Origin of the sequence: Reyranella sp. (assembly GCF_004297405.1) — a bacterium.
Lineage (GTDB): Bacteria > Pseudomonadota > Alphaproteobacteria > Reyranellales > Reyranellaceae > Reyranella.
In genome coordinates this window covers 105,569-120,632 of the sequence record NZ_SCVC01000007.1, presented here as the reverse complement: position 1 = coordinate 120,632, position 15,064 = coordinate 105,569, and the positions used below count along the sequence as shown (strand labels likewise).

The window sequence follows — 15,064 nt, the reverse complement described above, 5'->3', positions numbered from 1 at the left end:
GCCGTGAAGGGGAGACGCAATATCAGCCGATACTGTCGAGATCTGCGTGCCCGGCAAGAGCGTGCGCGACGCGTACCGCGTCTTCGATGCGTGGCAGGTAGCGGACGTCCGGCCGGCCGGCCCCCGCCCGCAGCAGCGCGTGACGCACGACGGGAACAGCTCCCGTCACGAAGACGCGAATACCGTGACGGCCTGCCTTGCGGCCGATGCCGGCGATGACGTTGGCGGCGGTCGAATCGATGAACGGCACCGCCGAGACGTCGATCACGAAGGCTTTGCGCTCGTCGGCGATACGGTCGAGCACGGCGCCGACGGTCGATGCCGTGCCGAAGAAGAAAGCACCCGAGAGACGATAGACGACGACATCACGGTCCATCGCCAGTGCCGGATCGTAGGGGGCGCGCGGAACCGCGGTGTCGGCGCGGTCCGCCGGCACCAGCGGCACGCGCTCCTCCACGCCGGAGGCAGTCGACATCCGATAGATGAACAGCGCCGCACCCAGGGCAAAGCCTACGACAATGCCTTCGGTCAGATCGCGGAACACGGTGAGAAGGAAGGTCGCCAACAGGACCGTCGCGTCGCCACGCGACGAGCGCAGCAGGGTGGCGAACTCGTGCTTCTCGGCCATGTTCCACGCGACGATCGCCAACACGCCGGCCAGGGCGGCGAGCGGGATGTAAGCCGCCAACGGGGCGGCCAGCAGCATGAAGCCCAGCAGGAACGCCGAGTGCAGCATGCCGGCGACCGGGCTGCGCGCGCCGGCACGGACATTGGTGGCGGTGCGCGCAATGGTGCCGGTGGCGCAGATGCCGCCGAACAAGGCCGCGCCGATATTGGCGATGCCCTGGGCCACCAGTTCGCAGTTCGAGCGGTGACGGCGGCCGGTCATGCCATCGGCGACGACGGCCGACAGCAGCGATTCGATGGCGCCCAGCAGCGCAAAGGCCACCGCGTCGGGCAGGATGGCTTCGATCTTCGCCCAGGACATGTCGGGCAGGCGCGGCGCCGGCAGCATCGAGGGAATGCCGCCGAAGCGGCTGCCGATCGTCTCGACCGGAAGCCCGAGCAGCCCGGCCGCGACCGAGGCTGCCACGACGGCGATCAGCATGCCGGGCCAATGTGGTCGCAGCCGCTTCAGCCCCAGGATCAGGCCGATGACCAGCACCGCCAGCGCAACGGCGGCCGGATTGATCGTGTCGAGGACCGGCGCCAGCGCTTCGAGCTTGGCGACGAACGGGCCGGGCTCCTTGCCGTCGAGGGTCAGGCCCAGGAGGTCCTTGAGCTGGCTCGCGAAGATGATGACCGCGATACCCGCCGTGAAACCGACCGTCACCGGATAGGGGATGAACTTGATGAAGGTGCCGAGCCGCAGGGCGCCGGCAGCCGTGAGGAAGACGCCGGCCAGCAGGGTCGCCAGCAACATGCCGTCGACGCCATGCCGTTCGACGCAGGCTGCCACCAGCACGATGAAGGCGCCGGCCGGGCCGCCGACCTGGAAGCGGCTGCCGCCCAATGCCGAGATCAGAAAGCCGCCGATGATGGCCGTGAAAAGCCCACGCTCCGGTCCCGTGCCCGAGGCAATGGCGATCGCCATGGAGAGCGGCAGCGCCACGATAGCGACGGTCAGCCCCGCGATGGCGTCGGCCCGAAAGGCCGCGAGCCCGTAGCCTTCCCGCAGCACGGTGACCAGCTTGGGCGCAAACAGCGCCGGGGAAGGAACGTCGACGGACATTTAACTAAAAATTTGTGTACTACTTACCCAAGCCTAACGCCTCCGTGCGGTCGCGAGCAAGGACCAGTTTCGTGGGCTCGCCTACGGTTCTCGCATGTTGTCTGACAACTTTGTCGCATCCGCCGCCATTCCCATGCATAGTCCGTGCAGGTCCCGGTCGCAGAACCACAAAACAGGGCCCCGGAGGAAAGACCATGAAGCGCAGACACCTGGTCGGCGGCCTGGCCGCCGCGACGATCGCTACTCCCTTTATCCGCTCGGCGAGCGCGCAGGCGCCGCTGACCCTGAACGGCGCGGTGCAGTTCAACGACGACCACGCCTTCAACAAGACGCTGCTCAAGTTCGAGGAGCTGGTGAAGAAGTATTACGGCAAGCCGATCAACTTCACCCTGCACCGCAATTCTTCGCTCGGCCTCGAGAAGCAGTATTTCGAGTACATGGCGCAGGGCAAAGCCGTGGATTACGGCATCGTCTCGCCGGCCCACATGTCGACCTTCTCCAAGGCCGCGCCGTTCATCGACGCGCCCTTCCTGTTCCGCGACCTCGCGCAATGGAACAAGGTGCTCGAGGCCGACTTGCTGAAGCCGGTCGCCGACGAGATCGCGCAGAAGGCCGATGTCATGCTGATCGGCTATGCTGGCGGCGGCGTGCGCAACATCTTCGTCAACAAGCCGGTGTCGAACCTGGCGGAGATCAGGGGCTTGAAGGTCCGCGTCCAGGGCGCGCCGATCTGGTCCAAGACCTTTGCCGCAGCCGGCATGTCGCCGACGGTCATCGCCTACAACGAGGTCTACAACGCCATCCAGAACAACGTGATCTCGGCCGGTGAGAACGAAGCGGCCGGCGTCGAGACCATGAAGTTCTACGAAGTGGCGCCCAACCTCGCGATGACCGAGCACGCCATCACGATCCGGCCGATCTGCTTCTCCGGCAAGACCTTCAAGACCCTGCCGAAGGACCTGCAGGAAGCGATCCTGAAGGCCGGCAAGGAAGCCGGCGCCTATGGCCGTCAGGTCGAGAGCTCGGAGGACGAGCAGAAGCTCGTCGCGCTCGAGAAGGCCGGCAAGCTGAAGCGCATTCCCTTCAAGGATCGCGCCGAGATGAAGAAGCTGGTCGATCCGGTGATGGCGGCCTACGCCAAGGAGATCGGCGTAGACGGCATCTTCAGCCAGATCGTTGCTACCAACTGATGCGTAAGCGCAGCGGAGCAGCCCCTCCGCTGCGCTTTCTCCCGGCTCCTCACCGGGCGTTTTCTCCTGAACGGATTCCCCGATGCCCTCCTCTGAAGCTCAACCGCGCAGTCTCTGGCGCCGGTTCACGGCGGCTTACGCCCAATTCCTGACCGGCCTTCTCGCCTTCTCCGTCGCCGTCATCGTCGTCCCTGTCACCCTGCAGATGGTGTCGCGCTACACCGATCTGATCCCGCCCTACATCTGGACGGAGGAGATGGCGCGCTTCCTGTTCATCTGGATGATCATGATCGGCGCCATGATCGGCGTGCGCGAAGCCTCGCACTTCGAGGTCGACGTCTGGCCAACCCTCTCGCGACGCCGAGAGGCAGCCGTGCGCATTGCCGCGCGGCTCGGCATCCTGGCATCGGCACTGGTCTTCGTGGTGGGCGGCATCGAGTTCACGCGCTTCGCCTGGTATCGCACCTCCGAGCTCGCCGACCTGCCGCTCTGGATGATCCACATCGCCTGGCCGGTAGCCGGCGTCACCTGGCTCATCTTCTTAGGCGAGCAGTTCTACGACGAGGTCCGCATCCTGTTCGGCTGGAGCGTCCCATGAGCGGCGCTCTGTTCTCGGCCGGCGAAGCCGCCTCGATCCTGTTCGGCGTCTTCTTCGTGTTGCTGGTGCTGCGCGTGCCCGTGGCCTTCGCGCTGGGGCTCGCCTGCCTGCCGCTCTTCTACCTGGAGCCACGGCTCGGGACGATGATGCTCGCGCAGGAAACCTTCAACGCTTACAACTCCTTCATCCTGCTCGCCGTGCCGTTCTTCCTGCTGACGGCCAACCTGATGAGCGTCGGCGGCATCACCGACCGGCTGGTGGCGTTGTCGCGCGCCATCGTCGGAAGCTGGCCGGGGTCGCTGGCGCAGATCAACGTCGTGCTCTCGGTGTTCTTCGCCGGCATCTCCGGCTCCTCGACCGCCGATGCGGCGAGCCAAAGCAAGATCTTCATCGATGCCCAGACCAAGGAGGGCTACGACCTTTCCTTCTCGATCGCCATCACCGCCGTCTCGGCCGTGCTAGCCGTCATCATCCCGCCATCGATCCTGATGATCGTCTGGGGTGGTATCATCTCGACCTCGATCGGCGCGCTCTATCTTGCGGGCGTCGTACCCGGCCTGCTGATCGCCGGCGCCCAGATGGCCACGGTTCATGTCTACGCGGTGAAGCGCGGCTATCCGACCTACCCGCGCTCGTCGTTCCGTCAGCTCCTCTGCTCGATCTGGGTGTCGATCCCGGCGCTGATGACTCCGGTCATCATCGTGGGCGGCATCCTGCTGGGCTGGTTCACAGCGACCGAATCGGCCTGCGTCGCCGTGCTCTACTCGGCGGTGTTGTCGATCGTGGTCTATCGCGAGATGGGAGCGAAGGAGCTCTATCGAGCACTGGTCGATACCGGCAAACTCGCCTCGGTGGCGCTATTCTGCATCGGAACAGCGTCGGCCTTCGGCTGGCTGCTGGCCTATTACCGCATCCCGCAGGAGCTGCTGGCCAACGTCACGAGCTGGGGCCTGGGCCCGATCGGCGTCGGCTTCTTCATCGCCTTCGTATTCCTCGTCGTGGGCTGCTTCCTCGACGCCATCCCGGCGATCATCATTGTCGGCACGGTCCTGCAGCCGCTCGCCAAATCTGTCGCCATGGACCCCGTCCACTTCGCGATCGTCTCGATCGTGTCGCTGGCCTTCGGCCTGGTGACGCCACCCTACGGCCTCTGCCTCATGATCTCTTGTGCGGTCGCCGGTGTGCCACTGCGCTATGCGCTCAAGGACACGATGATCATGCTGGTGCCGATGATCGTGGTCCTGGCGGCGATGATCGTCTGGCCCGACATCGCCCTGTTCCTTCCGCGCCTGATCGCACCGGAGCTGCTGAAGTAGATCGCCGATACGCTAGAGCGAACAACTTGTTACGGATTTGCACAAGAGATAGGTTCCACTACCATTTGTTGCAGATGGGAACGACGATGTTCCGCAAAATCTTGCACGGCCTTGCGGTTCTGGCGGCACCGATGGCCATTTCCATGGCGTCGTCCGCGGCGGCACAATCGACGCTCGAAATGGTGAAACAGCGGGGCACGCTCAACTGCGGCATCAACGGTCAGTTGCGCGGCTTCTCCTGGCAGAGTGAACCCGTCGGCTGGGCCGGCTTCGACGTCGACCTTTGCAAAGCGGTCGCCGCCGCGACGCTGGGCGACGCCACCAAGGTAACCTACACCCCGCTCACGGCGCAGCAACGCTTCAAGGAACTGGCCGATGGCAGGATCGACCTGCTGGTCCGAAACTCGACGGTCACGCTGCGGCGACTGGCCGATGGAGTGGAGGCGGTATCGGTCAACTTCTACGACGGTCAGGCCTTCGTCGTACCGAACAAGCTCGCAATCCAGAACCTCTCGCAGGTGAGCGGCGGCAAGGTCTGCACGGTGCGCGGCACGACGCACGAGGACAACGCCACGGCCTGGTTTCGGGCGCGGCGCAACCGGATCGATCTCGTGAGCTTCGACACCAACGACGCCATGCTGGACGCCTTCTTCGCCAGTCGATGCATGGCCGCAACACTCGACGCATCGGCGCTCGCATCGGCACTGATCGTGCGCAACAAGACAGCCGACTACTCGATCCTGCCGCAGATGATTTCGCGAGAACCGCTCGGACCTTACGTGCGTCGTGGCGATGACCAGTGGGCCAACATCGTGCGCTGGACCTTCCAGGCGATGCTCGCGGCCGAGGATCTCGACCTCCGCCGCGACAATGTGCAAAGCGAGCGCCGGTCGAACGATCCCGACGTGCGGCATCTCCTCGGTGTGACTCCCGGCAATGGCAAGGCGCTCGGCCTGGACGAGGATTGGGCGTTCAACGTCATCCTGCAGGTTGGCAACTACGGTGAGAGCTTCGAGCGCCATCTCGGCGCCCGCTCGATGCTCAAGCTGGCGCGCGGTCAGAACGCACTGTGGCGTGACGGCGGTCTGATGTACCCCCTGCCGATGCGCTAAGACGCGCGAGTCTCATCGTGCGCGATCATCGGTCGACACCGACTTCGCCCTAGAACCCGCCTGACTGCGAACGTTCGCCCTGCTGGCGGCGAATGGCATGGAAGCCATCGACCGTACGCCCGATGATCTCGGCCACCGGCAGCACCTCGTGGATCAGGCCGACCGTCTGGCCGGCGAGCGCCAGCGAGGCTTCCATGTCGCCGCCGAAATACACGTCCTTCACTTTGCCGAAGATCGCGCGATCGAACGAACCGGCGCGGTCGATCTCCTTGGCACGCTCGGTCTTCAACGCACGCACGCAAGGCGTCGACTTGCGGTTCAGCATCACGGTGCCGGTATCGTCGGCGTCGACGATGGCTTGCTTGTAATTGTGATGCACCGGGCTCTCGGCGGCACTTACGAAGCGCGTGCCCATCTGGATGCCTTCCGCGCCGAGCGCAAAGGCGGCGGCCATGCCGCGACCGTCGCAGATGCCACCGGCAGCGATCATCGGCACGTCGGTCTTCTCCCGCACCGCCTGCAGCAGAACCAGGGTCGAGACGTCGTCAGGGTTCTTGAAGCCGCCACCCTCGCCGCCTTCGACGATCAGCCCGTCGACGCCAGCCTCGACCGCCTTCAGTGCCGAGGAGAGGTTGGGCACGACGTGATAGACGGTAAGGCCTGCGGCCTTCAGCGTCGGCAACAGCTTGGCGGGCGAGCCGGCCGAGGTGCTGACGAACTTCACGCCACTTTTTGCCACGAGATCGACGATGCGTGGCTCGCGGATGAAGAGCAGTGGCAAGTTCACGCCGAACGGCTTGTCAGTCAGCTCTTTCATCTTCTCGATCTCGGCGAGGCAGGCATCGACCTCACCGCTCGAGGTCTCGATGATGCCGAGTCCGCCGGCATTGGAGACCGCCGACGCGAGCTGGCTGCGCGCGATCCAGCCCATCGGCGCCTGCACGATGGGATACTTGACGCCGGTATGGGCGAGCACTCGGTTCATCTGTTTCCTTCCTGTGATTTCAAGGCATATTGCGCGCGCGTTCCCAGGCGGCGGTGAAATTGGGCGGCGTGTCGGCGCGGCAGGGCAATGCCTTCTTCGGGTCGGGATCCTCGATGAAGGTATCGCGCAGGCGGGCCGCGCACGGGTCCTGCACGACGACACCATGGCCCTGGGCACGGAACGCGACATTGCGCGACGCAGGTAGCGTCTTCGCGGCCTCGCGCGCCCAAATGGGCGGCGTCAGCCAATCAAAGGTGCCGCTCAACAGCAAGGTTGGCACAGATGACTTCACCGGCTGGCGATCGGCGGCCGGCGCGGCCGCCACCCGCCACGCCGGGCAGAAGGTCGGTGACTTGCTGGCCCTGGCGTTCAGGCCATAGACGCCGTTCTCCTCGATCGCGTTGCGGCGCGCCGCACGATCGACCGTCGGCCAGGTCTCGCGGCATTCGATGCTGTTGTAGAGCCCGTCGAACTGCTGCGCGTTCTGCTCGAGCAGGCCGCCATCGTTGCTTTCGAGATCTTCGGCAAAGAGGCGCACCAGGCGAAGATCGCCGCGCTTCACGGCGGCCGCCGTTTCGGGAATGGATGCGGCCTCGCCCTCACGCATCATGTTCAGCAGCACCATCAGGAGCTTGGTGCCGTCGAGCTGCACGGATTGCGGTCCGTCTTCCAGGGCAAGCGTAAGGTCGAGAGGTTTGCGATCGGCGGCCTCGATCACGCCTTCGACCGTGGCGCGCAGGTCGGGTTGCCGCTCACGGCAAAGCGCATCGGCGGCGCAGTCTGCATAGAGCTGCTCGAAGGCACGGCGCACGATCGCAGGCTCGTTCTGCTCGCCGTTGATCTGCGGCGGGTAGACGCCGTCGAAGACGGCCGCACGCACCAAACTGGGATGCCGGCGCATCACCTCGAGACCCCAGCGCGTACCGTAGGACACGCCGTAGATGTTGATGCGGCTCAATCCCATCGCTGTCGCCAGATCGGCCACGTCGTCGGCCAGCACGGGTGTGTTGTACATCGTGAGGTCGATCTTGCGGCGATCGAGGTTGGCCCGGCAGCGCGCCAGGATCTCCTTCTCTTGCTGTTCGGTGACGGCGCGGCGGCGCGCCTTGGCGGGCTCTGTCATCCGGGTATCGAAACAGTCGAGATTGGGCGTCGAACCACCGGCGCCGCGCTGGCTCAGGATGATCACGTCGCGCTTGCGGCGAATCACGGCCGTCTCGTTCCACCAATCGCCTTCGGCCAGCGCATCGGCGCCGGGACTCGAAGCGACCAGCGGCGCGTCGCCCGGCCCGCCCGAGAGATAGACCAATGGCTCGACACCGGCCGTGCGCTTGGCCTTGAGGACGGCGACCTTCAGCTTGACCTCGCGGCCCTGCGGCTGCTCGCGATTCTCCGGGACGATCAGCACGAAGCATTCGACCCTGTCGCCGCGCGGCGGCTTGAAGGTGCAGCGCTCGCGTTCAAGGCGCGGCGCCGCGACAGCGCTCTCTGCCAAAATGAGCAGAAATGCTGCCAGACCGCACAGGAACCGCAATCGCGCCATGGCTATGTTCTGCCACATCGTGGCTTGTGACGGCATGAAGTAATTCTATGGAAGGGATGCCGGCGAACATCTTGCCAGCCCGACCGCCCCGCCTCACTTTGCCGGTCATGACCTCCCGCTCATATTGGACCGCCGTCTGGTGCGGCTTCCTCGTCCTCACCATCGGGCTCGGCGTCCGCCAGAGCTTCGGCATCTTCCTCAAGCCCGTCTCGGCCGAATTGAATGTCGGTCGCGAACTCTTCTCCTTCGGCACCGCGCTTTCCATGCTGCTGATGGGCGCCGTGGCGCCCTTCGCCGGCCGGCTCTGCGACCGCTTCGGGTCGGCACCGACGATCGCCGGCGGTGCCGCTCTCTACGTGGCGGGCATGGTCGTGACGGCGGTCATGCATGACGGGTTCATGCTGATCCTCGGCAACATCCTGGTCGGCGTCGGCCTCTCGGCCGCGAGCTTCGGACCAGTGCTGGGCGTGATCCTGCGCGTGGCGCCGCCGGCCAAGGCCGCGCTCGCCGTGGGCATCTGCTCTGCCGGCGGCTCGTTCGGCCAGTTCTTCATCGTGCCGCTGGCCGCCGTGCTGCAGAATTATTTCGGCGACTGGCGCCCCACCATGTGGGCGCTGACCGGCATTGCCGTGCTGATGATGCTCCTGGCCGTCGGCCTGAACGACAGCAAGGAGATCGCGGCCAGCAAGAAGGCCGGCGGCGGCAACCAGACCACTGGTGCGGCGCTCTCCGAGGCTTTCGCGCAGAAGAGCTACATCCTGCTGGTGATCGGCTACTTCGTGTGCGGCTTCCACGTCGCCTTCGTGGGCGGCCATCTGCCGGCCTACATCTCCGACAAGGGGATCGGCCTCTCGCTGTTCGGCATGAAGCTCTCGCCCGCAGAGCTGGGCGGTTGGGCGATCGGCATGGTTGGCCTGTTCAACATCGCCGGCGCCATCCTGTGGAGCTCGATGGGCGCCAGGTACAAGCGCAAGAACCTACTGTCGCTGCTCTACCTGCTGCGCTCGCTGGTCTTCCTAGGCTTCGTGCTGGCGCCGCTGTCGGCGGCTTCGGTGCTGACCTTCGCCGCGGCACTAGGCTTCCTGTGGCTGGGCACGGTGCCGCTCACCACATCTCTGGTCGGCTATATCTTCGGCCCGGTGCATCTCACCATGCTGAACGGCATCGTCTTCTTCGGCCATCAGGTCGGCAGCTTCTTCGGCGGCTGGGGCGGTGGCCGCATCTTCGACCTGCAGGGCAACTACGACCTGATGTGGTGGATCTCGATCGCGCTCGGCCTGGTTTCGGCGGCGCTACACTACCCGATCGTCGAGGAGCGGCTGACGCGGCCCGCGATGGCCGTGCCGCAGCCGGCATGAGCGTGAGCTGGCAAGCCCTGCTGCTCTGGGCTTCCGCCAGCCTCGTCGTGGCCGCGACCGCCGTCTCGTTCGTCCTGTGGGGCATGAACGGGCCTGCATATCTCGTGGACCTGATCGCGGCCTATTGTCTGTGATCCAGAGTCGCTAGGCTCGACCCGCGCACAATGCTCGACATTGGCGCGGGGAGCCGGGGGGCGACGATGCCGACAGCACGACTGGATCAGGATGTCTTCGCCGCGGGCGGGACGGTCGCCACCGATTGGGCACAGGCCGGTGGCAACGCCCAGGTCTCGATAGCCGCGGGAGCTCAGGTCCGACGCGGCCTCAATCTCGACCTCGGCATCCAGGCGCTGGCCAGTGTCGACGCCAGCGTCGGCAAGTTCCTGAGCGCCGAAGTCTCGGGGCAGGCCAGCGCGTCCGCGTCCGTGACGGCGCAGATCCAGGCGCCGATGAACCTGTTCCAGGAGATCGGCTTCGCCGTCCGCCTGCAGGCGATCGCCGAGCTGGCGGCAGCGGTCCAGGTCGGCCTTGGCCTGAAGATCGGCGACTTCCTCGAGCTGGCGGAGCGGGATCAGCAGATGCGTGGTCTGCCGATAGACTTGCTGCGGGTGTTCCTGTCGGAGGTCAATATCAAGGCCGGCGTCTACGCCAAGGCCGCCCTGACCGCGCAGGCCTACGCTCAACTCGTCGTCACTGGCACCGCCATCGCGCAGCCCGGGAAGAACATCAAGCCCGGCTTCAACATCGTCGCCGGTGCCGGTGTGGGGCTGAAGGCCGGCGCCGGATTCCGCGTGTTCGCCGCGATGGAGATCGACGATTTCAGTCGGTTCGTCGCGCGCTCGGTCGACGTGCTGGTCGAAAAGGCATGCGATGAGCTCAAGGATAACCTGCCGTCGGACAGCGTAGCGCCGAGGATGCTGCTCGACGCGGCGCGGCCGCTCTTCAAGACGGTGCTCCGTACCTCCTACGAGCTGGGCGAGTACCTCGCCTTGAATGCGCCCGCGGCAACGGCTGCAGGCGCCCAGGATGTCGCGCTGCGCTGTGCCCAGGTGGCCCTGGAGGAAGGTCAGCGCTTCCTGCTGAAAGGCCTGACCGACGCGGGGTTTACCGCGCTCGAAGCCACGCTCCGAACCTGGGTGGCGACCCTCTCGCAGGCCCAATGGGATCGGACCCTATCGGCCCGGCGCGCCCTCGCGAGCCACTTGCAGGCATTTCCTGCAGAGCCGTTCGAGGGCACGCCGGCAAACGAAACCTACTGGAACACGCTGGTCGCTCGCCTGGTCGATCTGACCACCGCCGCGCTGGGCGGCACGGTCGATGTCCAGACCCAACGCTTCGTCTCCGTGTTGTGGTCGGCCTCGCAGCTCGCGTTGATCGCCAATCGCCGGGTGATCCGCGCCGATGCCCGCCTCAGTGTCATCGGTCAGCCGCCGCGCCAAGCCAAGGCCGCCTTCTCCGGCAACCTGACGACACAGCCACCGGCGCTGGTGCGCGATCACATCCGCAGCTCCCTGCCGTCACCGCCTGCTGCCGGCTCCCTCAAGCTCGATCACGTCGTCGAATTCCTCGCCGCCGACGCCGCCCTCGATTTCCTGCGGCAGCACCAACCCGGCGTGGACCGCTTTCTGTCGGCCATGACCGGCCCGCTCGGCGCCGCGGCCAACGACGTCGGACGGACGATCCTGCGCAACATCGGCAGCGTGATCGCCAGTGGCTCCGGCCAGCCCGATGCGCAGGCCACCCTCGCGGCGATCGCCGGCGGGTTACGGACATTCATGTCCGACCAGATCCACGACGAGCTCGCGCCGGTCCTGCGGGATCGGCTGGCATCGCGTCCTGACCTCAAGAGCTATTTCGACGAAGTCTTCCTGCCGACGACCGACTTCACGATGGAAACGGTGTTCGGCATCGTCCTCGACTGGCCACGACGCGGCGCCGACCGTGAGGCGCTGAAAGAGGCTCTCTCTGGCGTGCTGATGAAGCTGGTCGGGCGCAGCCTCGTCGTCACGACCGATATCATGCTGGCCACTGCGCAGGCGCAGATGCACGGCATCCTCAACGGCCTCGCCGACAACGTCGACGCGCCAAACGGGATCGTGAAGCAGCTCTCGAAGGCCGCCAACCTGCCGGTCCCGGTGAACGAGATCGCCGAGCTGACGGCCGATGCACTGCGCATCGGCGCCGAGGTACTGGGACCGCTCGACGAGGCCCAACGGGCAAAGATCCGCTCGCTGATGTACGAGGTCATCGATCCTCTGCCGAGCACGGCCGGCGCCGGTTTCCTGCAGGAACTCGGCGACGGCGCCTTCATCCCCAACAGCGACGCCATGATGGCGCTGGCGACCGAACTGGCGGCCGTCGGGGGCGAACGTTTCCTGCAGTTCGTCACGAAGCTGATCGAACTGATCGGCACCAAGATCCTGGAAGAGCTGGCCGAAGTGCTCGAGGCCGCGCAACGCCAGGTGCAGCAATGGGTCGACGACGCGCAGCAGGCGCTCGAAGACATGCAGCGACAGCTAGGCCAGCTCCTGGCCGATATCGAGCGGCTCGCCCGAGAGGTTGCCGACCAGTTCGACCAGGCCGCTGAAAGCCTGTTGGGCGCGCTCACGCCGTTGGCGACAAGCTCGGGGCGGCGCAAGTTCAAGTCGAAGCTGGCGGCCGAAATCGTCGACCAGGCGCTGGCCGTGCTGACCGACAATCACGTCTATCGCACGCTCGCACCGCCGGATTTGAAGCGGGCGATGCGGGGCATGGCGCGTGACGCCGTCGAGGATGCGCTCGACAACGACGTGATCGACGGTGTGCTCGATATCGTGGGCGAACTGGCGGAAGAGCTCGACTCGATCATGGACGACGTCCGCGAACTCGACCCCGATCGCGATCTCGCGCAGCAGATCGGCAATCTGCTGATCAACCGGCTCACCGACGCGATCTACGACAATCTCGGTCGTGATCCGCATATCCGAGTCGCCTTCGACGTCAATGTCCTGGGGGTCCGTCACCGGATTTCCCTGGGCCGCGTGGACGTCCCGGTGGAGGCGATCGTCGATGGGCTGCGTCGCGCCGTACGCGAACTCGATGCCTTCGAAGATGCTGTCCGCGACGCAGCCCGGTCGCTGTCCTCGGCCTTCACCAAGGAGGCCATACTTCAGGAAGCGGAGGCCGAACGGGCGGATGTCGGCGCAAAGCGCGAGCGTCTCAGCCGGCAACGGACAGCCCTCGAAGCCGCTCCGCGCGGCGTGAGGATCCTCTCGCCAACGCCAGGGACCGTGGCGCACGGCGAAGTGCGCGTGCGGATCGAAATCCAGGGCCTGTCGCGCGAGGCCGTGCTCGATGAGGACGATCGACCCGACTCGGTCCATGTCTTTCTCAACGGCCAGGAACTGCCGCTGAAGTCCTTCTCCGTCGCCGATCTCGGATCAACATCGGAAGCCACTTCCGAGGTTGTCCGAAAGGCAGGCCGGTTCGATCCGCGTGCAGACCTGACCTTGCGCCCGCATTGGGCCGCTTCAAAGCTGGACAAGGTCGGTGTGAAAGGTACGCCGCGCGGCGGGCTGCGGGCACTGGACGCGAGCTTGGTGAAGGGCCAATCGCGCAAAACCGACAAGTTCTCGTTCACCATGTCGGGCGCCAATGCTCTGGCCAACACCCGAGGCAATCGGATAGCGGCTCTCGCCACTGTGGCCGTACCGGGAGGAGCGCGAGGACGGTCGATTGCACCCAAGCAGCCTGAGCCGACAGCGCCGCCGCCGCGGCGCGGTGAACGGCGTTTTGGGGCGCCCCTCACGGTGACTCAGGTCGACCGCCTCACGGCACTGTCACCGGCCGGCATCGTGCTGTCGTGCACGGTCCCCGCCGTCCGACTCGAGGAAGGCATGAACACGCTGATCGTGTCGATCACGCCGCCGGGAGGGCAGCGCGTCGAAGCATCGTGCGTGTTCTTCGTCGAAGCCGCGCCTGTCCGACCGACCAAGCCGAAACCGGGTGAGAGCCGCCTGCCACGGAAGAAACCGCGCAACATCCGCGATCTCACGCCACAGAAGATCGCCGGCAAGTTCGCGCTCCCTCCGAAGAAGGATCGACTGAAAACAGTCGCCGCGCAGAAGAAGGCGATCATCGATCGCGGCGTGACAAAGCGAACCACGCTCATGGCTGCTCTTCCCGCAGGAGTGAAGCTGAAGCACCCGCCCGCCGGCGTGCGGCAACCCACACCCAAGCCGGGAGCATAGCCCCATGACGATGGGATTGATCATCGCCTTGCTGAATCTGCCCGGCCAGGTGCCTGCGGAAACACCGGAAGCACGGGCCCGACGACTGCAGGAAAGCGGAAGCAGATCCATCGCCCTGGACGCAATCGAGGCGTGGCTCCGTTCGTCATCTGCGAAAAAAGAATGGCACATGGAGCCTGACGCTTTCGCGGCACGCCTCAAAGTGCTGGTCGAAGCGCCGTACAAACTGGCCCAAAGCGGCTACCCCTGGTGCACCTACGCGTCGGTGCTGATGTGCCTGTTGCGGCGCGACCCATCGGGGGTCGTGAACTATGCTCTCAAACTCTACAATACCGGCAGGATCAGCCTCGGAAGGATCACCGGCGAAGTATCCTCCGACCTGCGCGCCTTCGATGTCGCGCGATATCTGCGCCGGGAACTGGACAAGAAGCCGCCCAACGGCAAGACCCACTATGCGCAGGCCGTCGATTTCATGTTGATGGCGGGGCTTTGCAGTCACGAGATGGACGGAATCATCGAGTTCGATGGCCCGATCGATGACTACAACGCCGCCCCTCCGATCGACGATCTCACGCCCACCAAGAACCTGATGCTGGCCAGTGGCATCTACGCATCAGTGACCGTGACCAAGATCAATCCTTCGGACACGGATGCCGCCGTGCAGGCGCTGATCGCGCCGTCCTCGGAGCAGGACATACTGCTCGTGGCGCCCATGTCCTATTTCATCGCCGGCCTCAACTTCGTTCCGAAGTTCAACAGACCCGGCCGACATATCGTCCCCGTCGTCAGAAACGACGGCACCAAGCTCGCCTTCTGGAGCTGGGGCGACGAACCGATAGAAGCACTCGGCATGACGGATGACGGCGACATGGCTCCGCCGACGCTGGACAGCGTGGCCGGCGGCTATTCCATGGCCATCAATCTTCCCGAACTCAAGAAGACGGTGACCGACAACAAGGCTTCTCGCTGGGTCGTAACCGCGACGCTCAAGCCGGCGTAGA

11 protein-coding genes are annotated in these 15,064 nt (G+C 65.4%); 8 read left to right on the top strand and 3 right to left on the bottom strand.

What is annotated here, in order from left to right:
* Positions 1 to 22: 22 nt before the first annotated feature.
* A complete protein-coding gene (locus EPO50_RS07505) occupies positions 23 to 1,732 on the bottom strand; it encodes a SulP family inorganic anion transporter (RefSeq protein WP_296342550.1) in 1,710 nt (569 codons plus the stop codon).
* A gap of 194 nt (positions 1,733 to 1,926) precedes the next feature.
* Between EPO50_RS07505 and EPO50_RS07500 the strand changes: the two genes are divergently transcribed.
* The 4 genes from EPO50_RS07500 (at position 1,927) to EPO50_RS07485 (ending at position 5,948) form a co-directional block, all read left to right on the top strand.
* Positions 1,927 to 2,922, top strand: a complete 996-nt coding sequence (locus tag EPO50_RS07500) for a TRAP transporter substrate-binding protein (RefSeq protein WP_296342549.1) — start codon at positions 1,927 to 1,929, stop codon at positions 2,920 to 2,922.
* 82 nt (positions 2,923 to 3,004) lie between these two features.
* Positions 3,005 to 3,520, top strand: a complete 516-nt coding sequence (locus EPO50_RS07495; protein WP_296342547.1) for a TRAP transporter small permease — start codon at positions 3,005 to 3,007, stop codon at positions 3,518 to 3,520.
* A complete protein-coding gene (locus EPO50_RS07490; protein WP_296342545.1) occupies positions 3,517 to 4,836 on the top strand; it encodes a TRAP transporter large permease in 1,320 nt (439 codons plus the stop codon). Before EPO50_RS07495 ends, EPO50_RS07490 begins: the two co-directional genes overlap by 4 nt.
* Positions 4,837 to 4,922: 86 nt before the next feature.
* The gene (locus EPO50_RS07485; RefSeq protein ID WP_296342543.1) at positions 4,923 to 5,948 is read left to right on the top strand and encodes an amino acid ABC transporter substrate-binding protein; all 1,026 of its coding nucleotides are present in this window, start codon (positions 4,923 to 4,925) and stop codon (positions 5,946 to 5,948) included.
* A gap of 49 nt (positions 5,949 to 5,997) precedes the next feature.
* On the opposite strand, the gene EPO50_RS07480 is transcribed toward EPO50_RS07485, so the two are convergent.
* Positions 5,998 to 6,933: a nitronate monooxygenase family protein gene (locus EPO50_RS07480; RefSeq protein ID WP_296342541.1), complete on the bottom strand. Its 936-nt coding sequence runs from the start codon at positions 6,931 to 6,933 to the stop codon at positions 5,998 to 6,000.
* A gap of 19 nt (positions 6,934 to 6,952) precedes the next feature.
* Positions 6,953 to 8,512, bottom strand: coding sequence for an alpha/beta fold hydrolase (locus EPO50_RS07475; protein WP_296342539.1), 1,560 nt, complete (start codon positions 8,510 to 8,512; stop codon positions 6,953 to 6,955).
* Positions 8,513 to 8,583: 71 nt separating this feature from the next.
* Here EPO50_RS07475 and EPO50_RS07470 point away from each other — a divergent pair, with 71 nt between their 5' ends.
* From EPO50_RS07470 to EPO50_RS07455, 4 genes are all read left to right on the top strand, one after another.
* Entirely contained in the window at positions 8,584 to 9,834 is a 1,251-nt protein-coding gene (locus EPO50_RS07470; RefSeq protein WP_296342535.1) for an MFS transporter, read from the top strand.
* Positions 9,835 to 9,836: 2 nt separating this feature from the next.
* On the top strand, positions 9,837 to 9,968 hold the full coding sequence (locus EPO50_RS07465) for a hypothetical protein (protein ID WP_296342533.1): 132 nt from the start codon (positions 9,837 to 9,839) through the stop codon (positions 9,966 to 9,968).
* Between the two features lie 66 nt (positions 9,969 to 10,034).
* On the top strand, positions 10,035 to 14,063 hold the full coding sequence (locus tag EPO50_RS07460; protein WP_296342531.1) for a hypothetical protein: 4,029 nt from the start codon (positions 10,035 to 10,037) through the stop codon (positions 14,061 to 14,063).
* 10 nt (positions 14,064 to 14,073) lie between these two features.
* A complete protein-coding gene (locus EPO50_RS07455; RefSeq protein WP_296342529.1) occupies positions 14,074 to 15,063 on the top strand; it encodes a hypothetical protein in 990 nt (329 codons plus the stop codon).
* Position 15,064: the final 1 nt, after the last annotated feature.